The 18,027-nt window shown below is 67.1% G+C and carries 21 protein-coding genes; 11 read left to right on the forward strand and 10 right to left on the reverse strand.

Annotation, left to right across the window (positions count from 1 at the left end):
• Nucleotides 1–488: 488 nt before the first annotated feature.
• Nucleotides 489–1,589, reverse strand: coding sequence for a hypothetical protein (locus GC106_RS40125; RefSeq protein ID WP_173141415.1), 1,101 nt, complete (start codon nt 1,587–1,589; stop codon nt 489–491).
• Nucleotides 1,582–2,154 carry an RNA polymerase sigma factor gene (locus tag GC106_RS40130; protein WP_173141416.1) on the reverse strand — a complete coding sequence of 191 codons (573 nt, stop codon included), beginning with the start codon at nt 2,152–2,154 and terminating at the stop codon, nt 1,582–1,584. The genes GC106_RS40125 and GC106_RS40130 overlap by 8 nt, the downstream gene beginning before the upstream one ends.
• A 93-nt stretch (nt 2,155–2,247) precedes the next feature.
• Here GC106_RS40130 and GC106_RS40135 point away from each other — a divergent pair, with 93 nt between their 5' ends.
• On the forward strand, nt 2,248–3,639 hold the full coding sequence (locus GC106_RS40135) for a M20/M25/M40 family metallo-hydrolase (RefSeq protein ID WP_173141417.1): 1,392 nt from the start codon (nt 2,248–2,250) through the stop codon (nt 3,637–3,639).
• A gap of 57 nt (nt 3,640–3,696) precedes the next feature.
• Here GC106_RS40135 and GC106_RS40140 read toward each other — a convergent pair whose 3' ends face one another.
• Complete coding sequence (locus tag GC106_RS40140; RefSeq protein WP_173141418.1) at nt 3,697–6,195, reverse strand: DEAD/DEAH box helicase; 2,499 nt, start codon at nt 6,193–6,195, stop codon at nt 3,697–3,699.
• Between the two features lie 42 nt (nt 6,196–6,237).
• Between GC106_RS40140 and GC106_RS40145 the strand changes: the two genes are divergently transcribed.
• Nucleotides 6,238–6,633 carry a hypothetical protein gene (locus GC106_RS40145; RefSeq protein WP_173141419.1) on the forward strand — a complete coding sequence of 132 codons (396 nt, stop codon included), beginning with the start codon at nt 6,238–6,240 and terminating at the stop codon, nt 6,631–6,633.
• On the forward strand, nt 6,630–7,031 hold the full coding sequence (locus GC106_RS40150) for a ubiquitin family protein (protein ID WP_173141420.1): 402 nt from the start codon (nt 6,630–6,632) through the stop codon (nt 7,029–7,031). Before GC106_RS40145 ends, GC106_RS40150 begins: the two co-directional genes overlap by 4 nt.
• 2 nt (nt 7,032–7,033) lie before the next feature.
• On the opposite strand, the gene GC106_RS40155 is transcribed toward GC106_RS40150, so the two are convergent.
• The 3 genes from GC106_RS40155 to GC106_RS40165 form a co-directional block, all read right to left on the reverse strand.
• Entirely contained in the window at nt 7,034–7,369 is a 336-nt protein-coding gene (locus tag GC106_RS40155; RefSeq protein ID WP_173141421.1) for a VOC family protein, read from the reverse strand.
• 88 nt (nt 7,370–7,457) lie between these two features.
• Complete coding sequence (locus GC106_RS40160) at nt 7,458–7,637, reverse strand: DUF397 domain-containing protein (protein WP_173141422.1); 180 nt, start codon at nt 7,635–7,637, stop codon at nt 7,458–7,460.
• A 6-nt stretch (nt 7,638–7,643) separates the two neighbouring features.
• Entirely contained in the window at nt 7,644–8,492 is an 849-nt protein-coding gene (locus GC106_RS40165; protein ID WP_173141423.1) for a helix-turn-helix domain-containing protein, read from the reverse strand.
• A gap of 99 nt (nt 8,493–8,591) precedes the next feature.
• On the opposite strand from GC106_RS40165, the gene GC106_RS40170 reads away from it, so the two are divergent.
• Nucleotides 8,592–8,852, forward strand: a complete 261-nt coding sequence (locus tag GC106_RS40170) for a hypothetical protein (RefSeq protein ID WP_173141424.1) — start codon at nt 8,592–8,594, stop codon at nt 8,850–8,852.
• A gap of 106 nt (nt 8,853–8,958) precedes the next feature.
• Nucleotides 8,959–9,408 (forward strand): hemerythrin domain-containing protein, encoded by a 450-nt coding sequence (locus tag GC106_RS40175; protein ID WP_217281548.1) that lies wholly within the window; start codon nt 8,959–8,961, stop codon nt 9,406–9,408.
• Between the two features lie 181 nt (nt 9,409–9,589).
• Here GC106_RS40175 and GC106_RS40180 read toward each other — a convergent pair whose 3' ends face one another.
• The 4 genes from GC106_RS40180 to soxR form a co-directional block, all read right to left on the reverse strand.
• The gene (locus GC106_RS40180; protein ID WP_173141425.1) at nt 9,590–10,759 is read right to left on the reverse strand and encodes an RNA polymerase sigma factor; all 1,170 of its coding nucleotides are present in this window, start codon (nt 10,757–10,759) and stop codon (nt 9,590–9,592) included.
• Nucleotides 10,760–11,095, reverse strand: coding sequence for a YciI family protein (locus GC106_RS40185; protein ID WP_173141426.1), 336 nt, complete (start codon nt 11,093–11,095; stop codon nt 10,760–10,762).
• A gap of 70 nt (nt 11,096–11,165) precedes the next feature.
• The gene (locus GC106_RS40190; RefSeq protein ID WP_173141427.1) at nt 11,166–12,137 is read right to left on the reverse strand and encodes a hypothetical protein; all 972 of its coding nucleotides are present in this window, start codon (nt 12,135–12,137) and stop codon (nt 11,166–11,168) included.
• An 18-nt stretch (nt 12,138–12,155) separates the two neighbouring features.
• The gene (soxR, locus tag GC106_RS40195) at nt 12,156–12,620 is read right to left on the reverse strand and encodes a redox-sensitive transcriptional activator SoxR (RefSeq protein ID WP_173141428.1); all 465 of its coding nucleotides are present in this window, start codon (nt 12,618–12,620) and stop codon (nt 12,156–12,158) included.
• 75 nt (nt 12,621–12,695) lie between these two features.
• Here soxR and GC106_RS40200 point away from each other — a divergent pair, with 75 nt between their 5' ends.
• The 6 genes from GC106_RS40200 (at nt 12,696) to GC106_RS40225 (ending at nt 18,008) form a co-directional block, all read left to right on the forward strand.
• Nucleotides 12,696–13,346, forward strand: coding sequence for an SDR family NAD(P)-dependent oxidoreductase (locus GC106_RS40200; protein ID WP_173141429.1), 651 nt, complete (start codon nt 12,696–12,698; stop codon nt 13,344–13,346).
• Nucleotides 13,346–14,278 carry an S-adenosylmethionine:tRNA ribosyltransferase-isomerase gene (locus GC106_RS40205; RefSeq protein ID WP_312873261.1) on the forward strand — a complete coding sequence of 311 codons (933 nt, stop codon included), beginning with the start codon at nt 13,346–13,348 and terminating at the stop codon, nt 14,276–14,278. Before GC106_RS40200 ends, GC106_RS40205 begins: the two co-directional genes overlap by 1 nt.
• Nucleotides 14,275–14,646: a 4-carboxymuconolactone decarboxylase gene (pcaC, locus tag GC106_RS40210; RefSeq protein WP_173141431.1), complete on the forward strand. Its 372-nt coding sequence runs from the start codon at nt 14,275–14,277 to the stop codon at nt 14,644–14,646. Before GC106_RS40205 ends, pcaC begins: the two co-directional genes overlap by 4 nt.
• 83 nt (nt 14,647–14,729) lie before the next feature.
• Nucleotides 14,730–15,200 carry a hypothetical protein gene (locus tag GC106_RS40215; protein ID WP_173141432.1) on the forward strand — a complete coding sequence of 157 codons (471 nt, stop codon included), beginning with the start codon at nt 14,730–14,732 and terminating at the stop codon, nt 15,198–15,200.
• Between the two features lie 56 nt (nt 15,201–15,256).
• Nucleotides 15,257–16,486, forward strand: a complete 1,230-nt coding sequence (locus GC106_RS40220) for an MFS transporter (protein WP_173141433.1) — start codon at nt 15,257–15,259, stop codon at nt 16,484–16,486.
• 139 nt (nt 16,487–16,625) lie between these two features.
• Nucleotides 16,626–18,008 (forward strand): IS1380 family transposase, encoded by a 1,383-nt coding sequence (locus tag GC106_RS40225; RefSeq protein ID WP_312872492.1) that lies wholly within the window; start codon nt 16,626–16,628, stop codon nt 18,006–18,008.
• Nucleotides 18,009–18,027: the final 19 nt, after the last annotated feature.

Genomic DNA, 18,027 nt, shown 5'->3' on the forward strand with positions numbered 1-18,027 from the left:
TGTTGCTGCCACAGTCACCGACGGGCCTGACATAGGCCTGACACGGCCCAGACACCGGCCATCCCGGAGAATGGCCCAGTGCCGAACCCGGCGGCGGTGCTGAACCGGTGAGGGTCGTTGGGCTGGTGGCGGTCGCTGGGCCGGCGGCGGTGCTGAACCGGTGAGGGTCGTTGGGCTGGTGGCGGACGCTGGACCGGCGGCGGCGCTGAACCGGCGAGAATCGTTGAACCGGCGGCGGTAGCTGGACCGGCGAGGCCGTTGAACCGGTGAGGGTCGTTGAGCTGGTGGCGGACGCTGAACCCGCCAGGACTCGCTGAGCTGGCGGGAGGTAGCTGAACCGGCGAGGATCGTTGAACCGGCGAGGGCCGCCGATTGTCGGTGCCCTCTGGTTGACTTAAATCAAGGGCTCCCCTGAATGGCGGGGTTTGTCGTCGTCGTGACCAGCGGATTCGCGTCCGGCGAGCCACCGCCCGCCGGACGCGTCGGGATCAGCGGGAGGGTTGGACGCCCAGCTTGTCGGCCACGGCCGTGTGCTCGACCCGGTCGCTGATCTGCTCGCCTGCTTTGGCGCCGTCCACGTCCTTGAGGGCGACCGTCCGGGCGCCGATCACCTGGCCGTTCGCTGGATCCAGCAGTACCTCTTCCAGCAGGCGGCCGCCTCCGTACTCGATGCCGATTGAGACCGCCGTGCGGTTGTCCCGTGTGGTCGTGTCCGCGACTCGGAGGTACGGGTTGTGGCTCAGGGCTTGCAGCGTGGCACGCCGCACGGCCACGGAGAATTGGACATCGAGCAGGCGCGAAGCCGTTCGGAAGAACTGTAGCGGCGGGTCCGAGTGCTTGGCTGAGTCGTCCGCCAGGAACGAGTAGAGCTGCCGTGGATCGTGAGGTGGCTTGACAGGGCCGTCAAATGTCCGGACAGCGCCCACCAGCGCGCAGCCCTCGGTGTGCATGAAGTCGCCGCAGCGGGCCTGCGTCTCGCCGTCGGGCGTGACCAGTGGCAGGTCGAAGCGCACGTCGTCCGCACGGGCTTCCTGCTCCGAGCCTGTGATCCACTGCCGGTTCTGCGTCGTCTGGTTGCGGGCCATCCACATCTGGTTCTGGTCCGCCGGGATCCACGTCTCGGTCCGGTATTCGGCCATGTACGTGTACTTCCTGCCGCTCTTGCCCTCGTCGGTCGTCCGGCGCAGCGTCTGGGTCGAGACATACCGGTACTGGCCCGGGCCGAGCGGTGTCTCCGACACCCGGGTGGCCAGGGTGTTCAAGCTGTTCTGGGGCTGGTCCGGCATCGCGGGCATGGGTGCGTGCTGGCTGCCCGACGTGGCGGGAGGCCGTGTCGGTACGGCGCTGGACTGTGCGGTGGCGATCTCGTCTGATGGAGAAGAAGGTGAAGTGGCCACCACCAGGAGTGCACCGGCCGTGACCACCACGACGGACGCTGCCACGGCCGCCAACGGGATAGCCCGCCTGGTCTCGGCGGCACGCATGAGCTTCGCGCGCGCCCTGACTTGGGCGTCCTGATTAACGGCTGTGTCCACGTACAAGGCGGCCATCGCGTTGTCGAGTTCCTCATCGGACCACACGTCAGTCACTGTTGTTCTCCCCGAGGGTGCGTAGTTGTTTGCGGACGCGGTGCAGGCGGGATCGCACGGTTCCGGCCGGGATGCCCAGCGCTTCGGCCACCTCGTTGTTGTCCAGACCAGCCAACGAGACCAGCAGCAGGACATCGCGGTCACCTGGGGACAGCTGGGCCAATGCCGTGGCCAGCCGCCGGGCCGCGGTCTGGGCGTCCACCCGTTCGGCGACCCTGCCGTCGTGGTTGGCGTCGACGACTACCCGTGCGCCGGCGGCTCGTGCCGCCATCTCCAAGGCGCGGATTTCCGCGCGCACGTGCTGGCGGACCAGATTCGTGGCTATGCCGTACAGCCAGGTCCGTACGGCCGCTCTGGCCGGGTCGTAGCTGCGCCTGCGGTTCAGCGCGATCAGGAACGTCTCGCTGAGCAGGTCGTCCGCCGTGGCCGCGCCGACGCGCCGCGTCAGGTAGCGGTGCAGCGCGTCGGCGTGCCGGTCGAACAGCCAGCCGAACGTCTCAGCGGCCCTGGGTCCGCTGAGGTCCGGATGATCGCCGTCGTCCCGTAGTTCGGTCGTCGTCCTCACACCCTTGTGATTGGTGGATGAGGGCAGTCGTGTTCACGGTAGAGGGAACTTTCGGGGCTGGACTTGACCTTGGCGAGCGCGTAGACCTCCGGCATGGGCACGAGAAGAACGTTCCTGTCCGCATCCGTCGCCGCGGCCGCGTTGGCGGGGACCGGCATTCCCGCGGGCGCCGAGCAACTCGGTGGCTGCGGCCCCGGCAAGCCGGTCCGGCCGCAGCCACCGGACGCCGAGCTGAAGGCGATCCTGCGGGAGATCGACGAGCGCCGGATCGAGGCGATCGTCCGCAAGCTGGCCTCCTTCGGCACCCGGCACACCTTGTCCTCGCAGGACGATCCGGTCCGCGGCATCGGCGCGGCCCGTGACTGGATCTTCGCGGAGATGAGCAAGTACGCCAACGACACCATGAAGGTCGAACTTCAGTCCTACATCCAGCAACCCGCGCCGCCGAGGATTCCGGAGGCCGTCCGGATCACCAACGTGCTGGCGACCCTGCGCGGATCGACGTCCCCCGACCGGATCTACGTGGTCTCCGGCCACTACGACTCCCGATGCACCGACGCGAACGACTTCACCAGCGACGCGCCCGGTGCCAACGACGACGCGTCAGGTGTCGCGGTCGCGATGGAACTGGCGCGGATCATGTCGAAACGACGCCCGGAGGCCACGATTGTCTTCGCGGCCGTGGCGGGCGAGGAACAAGGCCTGCACGGCGCCCGGCACATGGCGACCACCTACAAGTCCGCGGGCGCGGACATCCAGGCCATGTTCACCAACGACATCATCGGCAGCAGCACGGCCGACGACGGGACCCGCGACCCCAGGACGGTCCGGTTGTTCGCCGAAGGCGTGCCGACCGCGGAAACCCCTGCCGAAGCCAATGTCCGGCGGTCTGTCGGCGGCGAGAACGACTCCAGTTCCCGCCAGTTGTCACGGTTCGTACGCAGTGTCGCGGTGAACGACGCGACCGGCATGAACGTACGTGTGATCTACCGCAGGGACAGGTATCTGCGCGGCGGCGATCACATCCCGTTCCTGGAACAGGCCTACCCGGCGGCCCGGTTCACCGAGCCGAACGAGAACTACGCGCACCAGCACCAGGATGTCCGGGTGGAGAACGGCGTCCAGTACGGCGACCTGCCGGAGTTCTGCGACTTCCCCTACATCGCACGGGTCGCGAAGGTCAACGCGGCCGCGCTGTGGTCGTTGGCCAACGGCCCCGGCACGCCGAAGGGCGTCCGTATCAACACATCGCGCCTCACCAACGACACAGACCTGTTGTGGCAGCGCGGTTCTGAGCCGGACCTCGCGGGCTACGAGGTCGTGTGGCGCGAGACCACCGCCCACGACTGGACGCACTACATCGACGTCGGCGACACGACCACGGCCAGGGTCGACCTGTCCAAGGACAACGTGTTCTTCGGCGTCCGAGCCTACGACAAGGCCGGACACCGCAGCCCAGTAGCCTTCCCCACCCCCCAGTCCTAGAAACCCCCTCGTGAGTGTTTATCGGTGTTAGAACACGGATAAACACTCACGAGGGGGTTAGTCGTTGCCTACGTCGGTGATGTGGATGACGGCGGTTCCGGCTTCGTCCGAGGCTGCCAGGTCGACCTCGCCGGAGATGGCCCAGTCGTGGTCTCCGGCGGGGTCGTCGATGATCTGGCGGACGAGCCAGCGTTCCGGTTGCTGCTCGACCACAAAAAGGTGCGGGCCGCGCGCTTCCGGACCGGCGGGCAGCGTGGAGTGCTCCTCGAAGTACGGGGTGAGGGCTTCCTGCCAGGCCTCGTAGTCCCAGCCGTCGGCGGCGTCGAGTTGGCCGAGTTCGTAGTAGTCGCGGCGGGACGCGAGTTCGACACGGCGGAAGAAAGCGTTGCGCACCAACACGCGGAAAGCCCTGGCGTTCTGGGTGACGGCGGGCGGCGTGTCGTCCTGCTGCTGGATCTGCTCGTCGTCCGGGTTGGCCAGTTTCTCCCACTCGTCGATCAGGCTGGAGTCGACCTGGCGGACCAGTTCGCCGAGCCATTCGACGACGTCCTGCAACTCCTCGGTCTTCGCCTCGTCCGGCACGGTCTGCCGCAGAGCCTTGTACGCGTCAGCCAAATACCGCAGTACCAAGCCTTCCGAGCGCGCCAACTGGTAGAAGCTGACGTAGTCGGCGAAGTTCATCGCGCGCTCGTACATGTCCCGCACGACGGCCTTGGGTTCCAGGTGGTAGTCCGCGACCCAGGGGTGTCCGTTGCGGTACATCTCATACGCCGCATGCAAAAGCTCGGCGAGCGGCTCGGGATGCTTGACCTCGTCGAGCAACGCCATGCGCTCGTCGTACTCGATGCCCTCGGCCTTCATCTTGTTCACGGCCTCGCCACGCGCCTTGTGCTGCTGCGCGGAGAGAATCTGGCGCGGGCTTTCCAAAGTGGACTCGATGACCGACAGCACGTCGAGGGCGTAGCTCGGAGACTCCTTGTCCAGCAAGTCGATCGCAGCCAGTGCCAACGGCGACAACGGCTGGTTCAACGCGAAGTCGAACTGGAGGTCGACCGTGAGCCGGACAGTACGGCCGGTTTCGTCCGGCGTGTCGAGCTTCTCCACGACACCGGCGGCCAGCAGGGCGCGGTAGATCGCGATCGAGCGGCGGATCAGCTTGCGCTGCGAGGCGCGGTCCTCGTGGTTGTCCTCCAGAAGGTGCCGCATGGCCTTGAACGCGTCGCCGGGACGGCCGATCACGTTGAGCAGCATGGAATGGCTGACGGCGAAGCTGGACGTCAACGGCTCCGGCTCGGCCGCGATCAACCGTTCGAACGTCTGCTTGCTCCAGGAGACGAAGCCCTCCGGCGGCTTCTTGCGCACGACCTTGCGGCGCTTCTTCGGGTCGTCGCCCGCCTTGGCGAGCAAGCGCTCGTTCTCGACGTCGTGCTCGGGCGCCTGCACCACCACGTTGCCGACGGTGTCGTACCCGGCGCGTCCCGCCCGCCCGGCGATCTGGTGGAACTCACGCGCCTTGAGGTGCCGCGTCTTCGTACCGTCGTATTTGGACAGTCCGGTGAACAGCACGGTCCGGATGGGAACGTTGATCCCGACGCCGAGTGTGTCCGTGCCGCAGATGATCTTCAGCAGACCTGCCTGGGCGAGCCGTTCGACGAGCCGCCGGTACTTGGGCAGCATGCCCGCGTGGTGCACGCCGATCCCGTGCCGCACCAGGCGGGACAGCGTCTTGCCGAACCCGGAGGTGAACCGGAAGCGCCCGATCAGCCGGGCGATCTCGTCCTTCTCCTGGCGCGTGGAGACGTTGATGCTCATCAACGCGTTCGCGCGCTCGATCGCCGACGCCTGCGTGAAATGCACGACGTAGATCGGCGACTGGTTGGTGTAGAGCAACTCCTCCAACGTCTCGTGCATCGGAGTCATCGCGTAGTTGTAGAACAGCGGCACCGGTCGCTGCGCCGAACTGACCACTGTGGTCTGCCGTCCGGTACGGCGGGTGAGGTCCTTTTCGAACCGCGTGACGTCCCCGAGCGTCGCCGACATCAGGACGAACTGCGCCTTGGGCAGCTCCAGCAGCGGAACCTGCCACGCCCAGCCGCGCTCGGGCTCGGAGTAGAAGTGGAACTCGTCCATCACGACCTGGCCGACGTCCGCCTCGGCGCCGTCGCGCAGCGCGATGTTCGCCAGGATCTCGGCCGTGCAGCAGATGATCGGCGCGCCCGCGTTCACGCTGGAGTCGCCGGTCATCATGCCGACGTTCTCCGCGCCGAAGACCTCGCACAGGTCGAAGAACTTCTCCGAGACCAGGGCCTTGATCGGCGCGGTGTAGAAGCTGCGCCGCCGCTCGGCCATGGCGGTGAAGTGCGCGCCCACCGCCACCAGGCTCTTGCCCGATCCGGTCGGGGTGGCCAGGATCACGTTCGACCCCGAGACGACCTCGATCAGCGCCTCTTCCTGCGCCGGGTAGAGGCTGAGCCCACGGCCGGCCGCCCAGGTGGCGAACGTGTCGAAGAGAGCGTCGGGGTCAGGGCTGGCGGGGACGAGTTCGGTGAGTGTCATGACCCCTCAAACTTAGCCGACCGCACGTGCGACCCTGGTCAGGTGATCGACCTCGGGCCAGTCCTGGCGCGGACGGCCGGGCTGCGCGGGATGACCGCCCACCGGATCCGGGTCCGCGAGGACGGCGTGCTCACCTTCTCCCTCAGCCGGCCGCCGGACGACCACCGCTGGATCGTGTGGATCTACTCGCCCGCGTGGCGGGTCGAGTCGGCGGACAGGGTGCTGGCCAGTGCGCGTGCGCTCAACGGCCGGAGACTGCGCGGCACGGACATCGAGCCGCCGAGCCTCGACACGACGTTCCGGTTCTCGACCTACGCCCTGCGGGTGTTCCCGGTCACCGCGAGGGAGGACAGCCACGCCTGGCCGCAGTGGTCGCTGCGGTCGCCGGACGGCGAGGTCTGGGACATCGGCCCGGGCTCCGAGTGGTCGGTCCGATGAGCCTGGACCGGGTGTACGGCCTGGTGGGCTGGACGGTGCGGGGCGCGCGGCTGAGCCAGCTGGCGGGCTCGTCGCTCATGATCGAACTGGGCGGTTGCCTGGTGCTGATCAACGACGCCGCGTGGCGGCTGGAGGACGAGCAGGACTTCCTGGTCGGCAGCGGCGACGACCGCGACTACGTCAGGGGCATGATCACCGAGCTGGACGGCCGGACGCTGACCACGGTCACGGTGTCGAAGTTCCTGGACCTCACCCTGGACTTCGACGGTCTCCGGCTGATCACGTTCGCCCTGCCCGCCGCCGACCACCAGTGGTCGGTGCAGTTCGAAGACGACACGACGTTCTTCGCCGGGCCCGTGGCTGGCGGGACCGATTCGTCCCACCAGCCACGGCAGTGAGGTCAGCCCTGCTCGTACAGGCTGAACGACGTGCCCTGGTCGTCCTGGCAGTGCGCGATGCGGCCGAAGCCCGGGACCGGCGCGGCGTCGCCGGGCTTGCCGCCGAGCTCGCCGATCTTGGCGAGGGTGGCGTCGAGGTCGTCGACCTGGAAGTACACCCGGCTGGCGGGCAGCTCGGCGGACTTCGGCGCGATCGCCCCGGCCGCGCCGTTGGTGACGAGGTGGTAGTCCTGGCCTTCGAACGGCTGGGTCTGCCACCCCAGGACGGCGCCGTAGAACTTCGCCGCCTTGGAGGTGTCGTCGACGGCCAGCTCGAACCAGTTGACTTCGCCAGACATGATGTTTTCCTCTCGGGTTGATCGAACTACCCGCAAGGACGACCAGGTCAGGCCCAACTCGACAGCCGTGGCGAAGATTTTTTGGCGATCAGCCGGTCAAGGTGTGGGTGAGGGTGTGCCAGGACGATTCGGGGAAGGTGAGGGTGCCGCCGGTCCGGTTCTTGGTGTCACGGACAGCAGCGGTGCCGGGAACCAAGGCCACCTCGACACAGCCGCCGTTCGATCCACTACGACTCGACTTCCGCCACTCTGCGTTTTCAAGATCCATCTTGTCTCAGCCTCTGTCGTATTCGGCTGCCATGCGGGCCAGGAACTTCACTGATTCGGATGAATCCAGTGCCGTCTCCATGAGGATATCGGTCGCTTCGTGAAACGGAGCCACATCCTCTGGCTCGTCGACGAACAGCGAGGATCGCTTGTGCTCCAGGTACACGATCGACCGGGCCCTGGTGAAATCGAGGGTCACGTAGGTGCCATCGAGACCGGTGTGAGAACCCCGGTCGAACGGGATGACCCGCACATCGACATTGGGCAAGCTGACCTGGTCGATGACATGCCGGAGTTGCTCGGCCATCACCCGGCCACCTCCGACTGGTCTGCACAGCGCGGCCTCATCGATGATCGCCAGGTACCGCGGCGGGGTCGGCCGGGTCAGAATGGCTTGGCGGCCGAGCCGCGCTGAGACCATCGCCTCCCGGTGGGAACCGGTGACACCGGCCGATGTCAGTATTTCGCGGATGTAGCTGGGTACCTGGAGCAGGCCGGGAATTCGCAGTAGCGACACCTCAACGATCCGGGCGGCTTCCGACTCGAAGGTGATCAGCGCGGGCAGCTCCTTCGGGAGCCTGGCTCCGGAGGTTTCCCACCAGCCGGGTTGGCTGGCCTCCCTCGCCATTGTCAGCAAACGTTCTCGCTCCACTCCCGTCACTCCGTAGACCACCAGCAACGCCACCATGTCCACCACTTGAATCCCGCGGTTTCCCAGCTCTATCCGGTTCAGCGTCGATGCCGACAGGCCCGCCCGGGCCGCCGCATCCCGCGTGTTCAGTCCCGCTTCCGTCCGCAGCGCCTTCAGTTCCGCTGCCAGGCCGCGCATCCGGGCAGTGCCCCGTGTGTACTTCATGCTTCCAGTGCACCGGCTTGGGACAGGCGCCCGCCACTACACGATCGGGGTCGCCGTTTCAGGTGCTGGGACAATTTCCCCTTGTGCCACAGTACTTCCATGCCAACTCGTGAAGACGTGTTCGAGGAACTCCGGGCGGCGGCCGGTGCGAATCCGCCCCGCCGGTTCGCGTTGTGCCAGATCCTGCCCGGCGACGGCGGGTTCAACGGCAAGATCATCGCCTGGGGACTCGCGCACGAGGACAAAGTCCAGGTGAACTCCGTCGAACCGGGCATGTCCGGGCACCTCAGCTCGATGGACTCGGTCAGTTTCCTCTTCGGTGACTCGTGTGAGGTCGTCTGGATCGACTGCGAGCCGTAGGACTTGACGGACCCGGCTGTTCGATGATCTGATCTCCGCCAGCGTCGCGGTGTACCCGGCAAAGAGACCGCCGAGGACATGGAGGCGTGGTACCACAGGGAAAACGTTGGATTCGAAGAGCCGTATCGCGGCCTTTGGCACTCAACTCATCGAAGTTCACGACTGGCTGCGCGAGCAGCTCGCGCGGCTGCGCGCCGACCTGGAGTCCGGCAACGCCCAGCCCAGGAAGTTGCAGGCGCACTGCCTGACCTTCTGCCAGGCGATCACCAAGCACCACACCGGCGAGGACAGCGGTGCCTTTCCGGTGCTGGCGCGGCAGTTCCCCGAACTGCGGCCGGTGCTGGACGAGCTCACCCGTGACCATGAAGTGATCACGGTGATGCTGCGGCGTCTCGACTCCGTCGACTTCGCCGACAAGGCGACGGCGTTGCGGGAACTCAACGGTGTCGAGGCGATCGTGGAGTCACACTTCACCTACGAGGAACGCAAGATCATCGACGCGCTGAACACCCTGGACAATCCGGAGTGGGACGGGGAGTTCCTCGACCGCGGTTAGCGCCGTGTCCACCTTTCCGGCACCCCGTGTGCACCTTTCCGGCACAACGAGTTGCACGTTCCGGCACCGCGAGATTCCCGTGTCGTCGGGTCGGGGTGGCGGCAGGGAATCTCATGGTGCCGGTGTGTGTATTTCATGGTGCCGGAATGGTGGACACACTGTGCCGGAATGGTGGACACGGCTAGGGGTTGGCCAGGCGGGATTCGAGGAAGCGGCGGTCGGAGTCCTCTGTGGCCAGTGCCAGGGCCCGGCGGTAGGCGTCCGCCGCTTCCTCAGTCCTTCCCAAGCGGCGCAACAAATCCGCCCGCGCCGAGTGCATCAGGTGGAACTTGTCCAGGCCTTCGATGGAGTCGATCAGCTTCAGGCCCGTTTCCGGTCCGTCGGCCATCGCCACGGCCACCGCCAGGTTCAGCCTGATCACCGGGGTCGGGTACCGCGAGGCCAGTTCCGTGTACAGGGCGACGATCTGTAGCCAGTCCGTGTCCTGTGCGGACGGAGCCTGCGAGTGCACGGCGGCGATCGCGGCCTGCAACTGGTACCGCCCAGGTCTCTTGTGCCGGAGCGCGCGATCGAGAATCCCGATTCCTTCCGCGATCTGCGAAGCGTCCCAGAGCGAGCGGTCCTGGTCCGCCAACAGGACAAGATCACCCGATCGTGTCCGTCGGGCGTCGCGCCGGGAGTCCTGCAACAGCATCAACGCCAGCAGACCGAGGGCCTCGGGCTCGTCCGGCATCAGCGACGCGATCAGCTTCCCCAGCCGGATCGCCTCGGCCGCCAGCATGCGGTCCGCGGCCGTGTAGCCCTGCGTGTAGACCAGGTACACCACCGCCAGCACGGCCGAAAGGCGGTGCGGCAGTTGATGATCAGCGGGTACGGCGAACGCGATCCCGGCGTCCCTGATCTTGCGCTTGGCCCGCACCAGGCGCTGCGCCATGGTGGACTCGGGCACCAGGAACTCACGGCCGATCTGCGCCGCGGTCAGGCCCGCCACCGCCTGCAACGTCAACGCCACGCGGGCTTCCAGGGACAACGCCGGGTGGCAGCACGTGAAGATCAGCGCGAGCCGCTCGTCGCCGATGTTCAGCAGGGTGTCCTCGCTGTGCTCCGGAACCGGGGCCACCACGTGAGCGGGCGCCCGCCTGGCCCGCCGAATCCGGTCGATCGCCCGGTTACGGGCCACGGTCACCAGCCACGCCACGGGATCGTCGGGCACGTCCGACCAGGTGCGTAACGCCTGCGCGCACGCGTCCTGCAACGAGTCCTCAGCCAGCTCCATATCGCCGAGGACCCGTGTCAACGCCGCCAGCATCCGGGTCCGATGGTCCCGGAACACCTGCTCGACGGCGTGCATCTACCGGTAGTCGGCTTCCAGGACCGGCCGGACCTCGATCGACCCGAGCTCGGCCAGCGGGCACCGGGCCGCCAGCTCGATCGCCTCGTCCAGGTCCTTGCAGTCCAGGATGAAATACCCGCCGAGCTGCTCGTGGGTCTCGGCGAAGGGCCCGTCGGTGATCAGGGTCTCCTCGTCGCGCACCCGCACCGTCGTCGCCGTGTCCGGCAGGTGCAGCGGGTCGCCCGCGAGGAACACACCGCGCTCCTTCAGATCCTCGACGTACGCCAGAACATCGTCGTAGCGGTCCGGCATCTGCTCGCGGTGGCAGTCGTAGATCAACAACATGTAGCGCACTCGATCCCCTTTCCCGAGGAGAACGACGACCCGGCCGGTCCGGACTCGGCGTCCGGACCGGACCAGAAACCTACGCCTTGGCGATCGCCGGAAGCCAGTCCACGACCGAACCTTCCGCGTCGTCCGCGTACAGCGCCTCGTGCTCGAGGTCGTCGAAGGCCGTCGAGTCGAACGCGGCGAAGGCGCGCTTGAGCGTGTCCTCGTCCAGCAGGCCGGACGCGACCAGCTCGGTCCGGGCACGGCCCTTGAGCACGTGCAGGGCCAGCGCCTCGGCGGCGTTGGTCGGGGAGCGCCACTCGTCCTCGGTCAGCCGCTCGCCCACGATCACCGTCGCGATCAGGAACCGCTTGGCGAACCAGGCCGAGTACTGGTCGGCGAACGCCTTCGGCAGCTCGTCCAGCACCAGCAGCTCGTCGTGCTGGTCGGCCGTGGTGTCGTCCTCGTCGAGCGCCTGGACGTCGTCGAACAGCTCGTCGATCACCACGACGACCGCCTCGGCCAGCGCGCCGGCCACCAGCTGGGCCTGCTCGGGCGTGACGCCGTCCTCGGTGCCGAACGAGTCCGTGCCCAGCGCCGTCACCAGTTCGGACGCGGCCGCCAGCAGGTCACGCCGCTCGTCCAGCTCCTCCTCGGACAACTCGATCAGCTCGACCTCGTCCTGCGCGAGTTCGAGTTCCTCCTCGACCGGCTCCTCCTCCAGCGCGGTCTCCAGGTCCTCGTCGCTGACGGTCACCTCGCACGTCCCGACCGTCCAGTCGGCGAGCAGCTCGGTGCGCCCGAGCAGCTCGGTCAGCACGGTCCGGGCGGCCTCCTCGGCGAATGCCAGCGCCGGAGCCTCGACCAGCCACTTGATCGACGCGCCACCCGGGTGGGCGGACACCTCGTGATCGAGCGGCTCGATCTCGACACCGTCGGGTCCTTCGATGCCGGCCAGCAGGTCAAGCTGCTCGTCGAGCAGCGACACGACGCCGTGGCGGTGCAGTGCGTCCAGTTCCGGGGTGCCCGCCGGCGGGGCGACCTCGGCCTTGAGCTGGTATTCCATGGGCGGGAGTCTGCCACCTTATGCCGTGTCGGCCGCACGCAGCCGTCGCGGTAGGTAACCGGCTCCCGGTCCGCGGGTCGCCAGCTCGTCACCCGGGTTGGAGAACGAGCACGTCCGCAGGGACAGGCACCCGCACCCGATACACGAGTCGAGGCTGTCGCGCAGCGACTCCAGGGCCTGGATCTGCTCGTTGATCCGCTCGCGCCAGCCACGGGACAGCTTGGTCCAGTCCGCTTTGGTCGGTGTCCGGCCCTGCGGCAGCGTGGCGAGTGCGGCCGCGATCTCGTCGAGCGACAGGCCCACGTTGCGGGCGGCACGGATGAATGCCAGGCGCCGCAGCACTCCTCGTTCGTAACGGCGTTGGGAGCCGGTGGTCCGCGTCGAGCTGATCAGGCCGAGGCTGTCGTAGTACCGCAGTGCCGACGGTGCGAAGCCGCTGCGCCGGGCCACCTCACCGACGCCGAGCAGGTCCCTGGTGTGCATGGTCCCCCTTGACTTCAAGTTCACTTGAACTATCAGGATGACAGCCAGGGGGATTGGAACGCAAGGAGAAGTCACATGCCTGTCGCCATCGTCACCGGGGCGTCCAAGGGATTCGGCCGGGCGCTCACACACGCTTTGTCCGCGCGGGGCTGGCAGCTGGTGGTCGACGCACGCGGAGCGGAAGCCCTGAAGGCGGCCGGATTCGGCTCGAACGTCACCGTGATACCGGGTGACGTCACCGATCCGGCGCACCGCGAGGCGCTCGTCGGCTCAGTGTCCCGTTTGGACCTTCTGGTGAACAACGCCAGCGCGCTCGGGCCCAGTCCGTTGCCCCGGCTGGCTGACTATCCACTCGGCGACTTCGTCGACTTGTACGAAACGAATGTTGTCGCACCGCTCGCGCTCACTCAATTGGCGCTGCCATCATTGACCACAGTGGACGGTACGATAGTCAACGTCAGCTCGGACGCCGCCGTGGAAGCCTACGAGGGATGGGGCGGTTACGGTTCCAGCAAAGCGGCGCTCGACCGGCTCAGTGCCGTGCTCGCCGTGGAACACCCGTCACTGCGGGTGTACGCGTTCGACCCGGGTGATATGCGGACCGACATGCACCAGGCCGCGTTCCCGGGCGAGGACATCTCGGACCGGCCCGAACCGTCGGCGGTCGTCCCGTCGCTGCTCCGCCTGCTGGACGAGCGGCCGCCGAGCGGGCGGTACACGAAATGATGATCTCGGCCGTGGAGCCGCCGGAAGCGCATGGTGTTGCCCGGGACGGTGTCCGCATGCTCGTGGCTCGCCCGTCGGGGGTGACGCATGCGCACTTCTCGGACCTCGAACGCTTCCTGCGGCCCGGCGACCTGGTCGTGGTGAACAACTCCGCGACGATGGCGGCAGCCGTCGACGGTGAGCTGACCGTGCACTTCTCCACGTGGCTCGACGACGGGTCCTGGGTCGTCGAGCTGCGGCCCGAAGGAACGGAAGGCGTTGCCGGGCAACAGATCGAGTTGCCTGTCGGCAAACTGGAGCTGGTCTCGCCGTACGTGCCGGGAAGGCTATGGCGGGCGCGCGTCTCGGTGGACGTGCCCGATCTGCTCGCCCGGTTCGGGCGGCCGATCAAGTACTCCTACGTTCCCCGGCAGTGGCCGATCGCCGACTACCAGACGGTTTTCGCCCGTGACAGCGGCAGCGCGGAGATGCCCAGTGCCGGTCGGCCGTTCTCCGTCGAGCTTGTCACATCCCTGGTGTCGGCCGGAGTGCTGTTCGCGCCGATCACCCTGCACACCGGGGTTTCGTCCATCGAGGAGGGAAAGCCGCCGCTGCCCGAACGGTTCCACGTCCCCGAATCGACCGCACGCCTGGTCCGGATGACCCGTGCGTCCGGTGGCCGCGTGATCGCTGTGGGCACGACGGTCACCCGGGCCCTGGAGTCCGCACCGGACGGTGGCGGCGGGTGGACCGGCCTGGTGCTGGGCCCGGAACGACCCGCCCGGATCGTCGACGGACTGATCACCGGATGGCACGCGCCCGGCGCGTCCCACCTGCAGTTGTTGCAGGCAGTGGCCGGTGCGGAGCTGGTCGGCACCGCCTACGCCGAGGCGTCCCGAAAGGGTTACCTGTGGCACGAATTCGGCGACAGCTGCCTACTGTTGCCTTCATGAACGACGAGGAACGGTACGAGCAGGGCATGCAGGTCCGCCGCGAGGTGCTGGGGGAGCAGCACGTCGCCCGCGCCATCGCCCGGACGGACGACTTCACGCGGGATTTCCAGGACTACATCACCCGCAACGCCTGGGGCGACATCTGGAGCAGGCCGGGCCTGCGGCGGCGGGACCGCAGCCTGATCACCGTCGCCCTGCTCGCCGCTCTGCAGCACGAAGGCGAACTCGCCATGCATATCCGGGCCGCGCTGAAAAACGGTGTCACGCGTGACGAGATCTCCGAGATATTGCTCCAAGTGGGGTTGTACGCCGGGGTGCCCACCGCGAACCGCGCGTTTGCGGTCGCGCAGGAAGTGTTGAACGGTTAATATCTGGTTATCGTTCCGAGATGTGACGGGCGATATAGGGTATACAAGTTCTCGTGGAGGTATCCAGGGGAGGAATCGCGTTGATGATCACCCAACCCGAACAGATCACCGAAACCGAGTTGGCACCAGGTTGCACGGTGTTTTCGTGGACCCCGGAAGTGCATGACTTCTACGGCGACCCGGCGTCCATTCTGCACAAGATCGACAATCAGGACATGGCCTTGTCCGACCGCCGGATCTTCGTCCTGCTGACCGAAAGCGAGGGCCGGGCGAACGTCCGCTTCTTCGAACAGGTCGACGGAAAGAACTACAGCGTGTCGACCTGGACTGGGGACTCGCTCGACGGGCTCAACGGCCGGCTGGCCGACACGATCCTGACCAACAAGGGCGTGCACTGCGTCGGTGAGCAGGTCCGGGCCCTGCTCGGCAGCGTCGACCTGGAGCTGGCCGCGACCGTGCCCGCGCCCGCGAACGCGCGTGCGGCATTCGCGCACACCATCCGTGAGCACGGTGAACAGACATTCACGCGTGCGACGTGCGCACTTTTGTGCTGATCATGTGAATCGCTCGGCGGCGCCATTCCCGGCGTCGTCGGGCGGTCGGGGGTCACATGCGGTATCATCAGTTCCCGAAATTGTGGGCGGCGACCGCGGCGAGCAATCTCGGCGACGGTCTTGTCATCGTGTGCCTGCCATTGATCGCATTGCAGATCGCCCCATCGCCGGGACTCGTCGTAGGTGTCGGCTGGGCGCAGACAATGCCGCAGCTGCTGTGCACGCTCATCATCGGTGTGCTGGTCGACCGCGCCGATCGCCGACAATTGATGTTGGTCGCGAATATCGCGCGCGCGATCGCGTGCGGTGTCCTGGCGCTCAGCCTGTTTCACTTCGCGCATCCGCTCGTCGTGCTTTACACTATCGCTTTTCTGCTCGGCGTCGGCGAGATCGTTTCCGACCTCGCGGGCGCGGCGATGCTGCCGACGGTCGTCGAGCCCGACCGGTTGACCTGGGCCAACTCCCGGCTGAAGGGCACCGAGTCGGCGCTGAACGAGTTCGTCGGCCCGCCGCTCGGCGGCGCCCTCGTCGCGGTCGGTGGTGTGGTGGCCATGAGCAGCATCGGCGGCGTGTACCTGCTAGCCGCCGGAGCGCTGTTGCTGATGCGCGGGCAGTTCCGGCCGGTGGAGCGGCCGACGGCGAAGATCTGGCCGAGCATCGCCGAGGGACTGCGCTACCTGTGGCGGCACAAGTTCCTGCGCGACTTGGCGATCATGGTGTGCGTCATGGCGGGGGCGTGGGCCGCGTGGCTGGCGGTGCTCGTGATCCATGTCGTCGAACCGGGCCCGGTGGGGTTGAGCACCACGGGATTCGGCATCCTGCTGTCCACATTGGCCGTCGGTGGCGTGCTCGGCGCGTTGGCCGCCGACCGTGTCCAGCGAGTTCTGGGCACCCGCAACGTCCTGCTCACCGACGTGATCACGACGACCGTCATGCTCGGCATGCCCGCGTTGACCGTGAACGTCTGGATCATCGGCGCCACAACGTTTCTCGGCGGCTTCGGCAGCGGGATGTGGAACGTGACCGTGGCCGCGCTGCGGCAACGGATCGTGCCGGACGAACTGCTCGGCCGGGTCTCGGCGGCCGGGCGTCTGATCGGCCTGGGTAGCAGGCCCGTCGCCATCGCCGGTGCCGCGGTCATCGTGGAAACCGTTGGCACGACTTGGGTCTTCGCTGTCGCGGGGATGCTCTGCGCGGCGCTGCTCGTGCCGTTCCTGTCCACGATCACGCCGTCCGCGATCGACCGCCTGACAACCGTTCCGGCATCCCCCAAAACCCCCTCGTGAGTGTTTATCCGGGTTCTAACCCTGATCCACCGGTGAATGTGTTGGTGGTGGGTATGTCGTAGACGGGCAGGTGCCCTCTGAGCTGGGATGATTGTTCTTGTCTAGGGAACAAGCCATCACAGAAGAGGGCACCTGTTAAGTGAAAGCATCGCATACCCGTGGTGGGATTGACGCGAGGTTCGACCATCCGACGTTGGTGTCGCAGGCCGGGCTGGTGCCGGCGATGCGATTAGCGCAGGATGCGGGCCTGTCTGAGCTGGCCGATAGGCATGTCCGGCTGGGTGGCTCGATCGGCGCCAACGCCGGCGCGAAGATCGCGTCGATCGTGGCGGGCATGGTCTGTGGCGCGGACTCGATCGACGATCTGGACGTGATCCGCCATGGCGGGCTGCCGCTGCTGTTCGACGGTATCAGGGCACCGTCCACGCTGGGCAGCTTCCTGCGGTATTTCGGCATCGGTCACCTGACCCAGTTGCAGCACGTGGCTCACGGGGTGCTGGTCAGGCTGGCCGCCCAGACCCCGCTGCTGCCCGGCGTCGATCAGCTGGCCTTTGTGGACATGGATTCCAAAACCCAGCAGGTGCACAGCAAGAAACAAGGTGCCGCGTACGGGCACAAGAACCTGTTCGGCCTGGACTACCAACTCATCACGCTGGGCACCCCGCTGGCCGCTCCGGTGATCCTCGACAGCCGGCTACGCGGCGGCAACGCCCACTCCGCCCGCAACGCCGCCAGCCTGCTGCGCCGCTCGCTGACCACCGCCCGAGCCTGCGGCGCGACCGGCCCCATCCTGGTACGCATGGACTCGGCGTTCTTCAACGGCGAGGTCATCACCGAGGTGATCACGGCCGGCGCATGGTTTTCCATCACCGCACGCCACAGCGGCAACGTCACCGCCGCCATCCACGACATCCCCGAACCACACTGGCAACCGGTCACCTTCGCCACCCCCATCCGCGACCAGGACACCGGGCAGCTGATCACCCACGCCGAGATCGCCGAGACCAGCCTGACCGTTCTCACCAACATCACCCGGCACCCCACCGGACCAGCCACCCTCCGGCTGATCGTGCGCCGCGTGCCCATCACCACCCCGCACACCGACCAACAACCACTATTCCCCGCTTACCGCTACCACGCCATCCTCACCAACTCCCCACTCGAAAAGACCCAAGCCGAGGCCTGCCACCGCCAACGAGCCGGCAGCATCGAACACGTCCTGGGCCAACTCGCCACCAGCACCCTGACCCACTTCCCGTCACACGCCTTCATCGCCAACGCCGCCTGGCTGATCCTGGCCACCATCACCCACAACCTCCTGCGCGCCACCGGCTGCCTGGCCACCGGACGCTTCGCCCGCGCCCACACCACCACCCTGCGCCGCACCCTGATCACCGTGGCCGCCCAACTCACCCGCCAAGCACGCCGCACCACCCTGCGCCTGCCCACCCACTGGCCCCACCGCAACGCCTGGCTACTGCTGTTCGACCGGGCACACTCCCCACCCCCACTCCAGCATTGACCACCCACCAAGGCACCCC

The organism is Kibdelosporangium persicum (genome assembly GCF_013280595.1).
GTDB lineage: Bacteria > Actinomycetota > Actinomycetes > Mycobacteriales > Pseudonocardiaceae > Kibdelosporangium > Kibdelosporangium persicum.

Coding starts and splice junctions, on each gene's coding strand:
- GC106_RS40135 (WP_173141417.1), top strand. CDS start 2,248: ATGGGCACGAGAAGAACGTTCCTGTCCGCATCCGTCGCCGCGGCCGCG.
- GC106_RS40140 (WP_173141418.1), bottom strand. CDS start 6,195: ATGACACTCACCGAACTCGTCCCCGCCAGCCCTGACCCCGACGCTCTC.
- GC106_RS40150 (WP_173141420.1), top strand. CDS start 6,630: ATGAGCCTGGACCGGGTGTACGGCCTGGTGGGCTGGACGGTGCGGGGC.
- GC106_RS40155 (WP_173141421.1), bottom strand. CDS start 7,369: ATGTCTGGCGAAGTCAACTGGTTCGAGCTGGCCGTCGACGACACCTCC.
- GC106_RS40160 (WP_173141422.1), bottom strand. CDS start 7,637: ATGGATCTTGAAAACGCAGAGTGGCGGAAGTCGAGTCGTAGTGGATCG.
- GC106_RS40165 (WP_173141423.1), bottom strand. CDS start 8,492: ATGAAGTACACACGGGGCACTGCCCGGATGCGCGGCCTGGCAGCGGAA.
- GC106_RS40170 (WP_173141424.1), top strand. CDS start 8,592: ATGCCAACTCGTGAAGACGTGTTCGAGGAACTCCGGGCGGCGGCCGGT.
- GC106_RS40180 (WP_173141425.1), bottom strand. CDS start 10,759: ATGCACGCCGTCGAGCAGGTGTTCCGGGACCATCGGACCCGGATGCTG.
- GC106_RS40190 (WP_173141427.1), bottom strand. CDS start 12,137: ATGGAATACCAGCTCAAGGCCGAGGTCGCCCCGCCGGCGGGCACCCCG.
- soxR (WP_173141428.1), bottom strand. CDS start 12,620: ATGCACACCAGGGACCTGCTCGGCGTCGGTGAGGTGGCCCGGCGCAGC.
- GC106_RS40200 (WP_173141429.1), top strand. CDS start 12,696: ATGCCTGTCGCCATCGTCACCGGGGCGTCCAAGGGATTCGGCCGGGCG.
- GC106_RS40205 (WP_312873261.1), top strand. CDS start 13,346: ATGATCTCGGCCGTGGAGCCGCCGGAAGCGCATGGTGTTGCCCGGGAC.
- pcaC (WP_173141431.1), top strand. CDS start 14,275: ATGAACGACGAGGAACGGTACGAGCAGGGCATGCAGGTCCGCCGCGAG.
- GC106_RS40215 (WP_173141432.1), top strand. CDS start 14,730: ATGATCACCCAACCCGAACAGATCACCGAAACCGAGTTGGCACCAGGT.
- GC106_RS40220 (WP_173141433.1), top strand. CDS start 15,257: ATGCGGTATCATCAGTTCCCGAAATTGTGGGCGGCGACCGCGGCGAGC.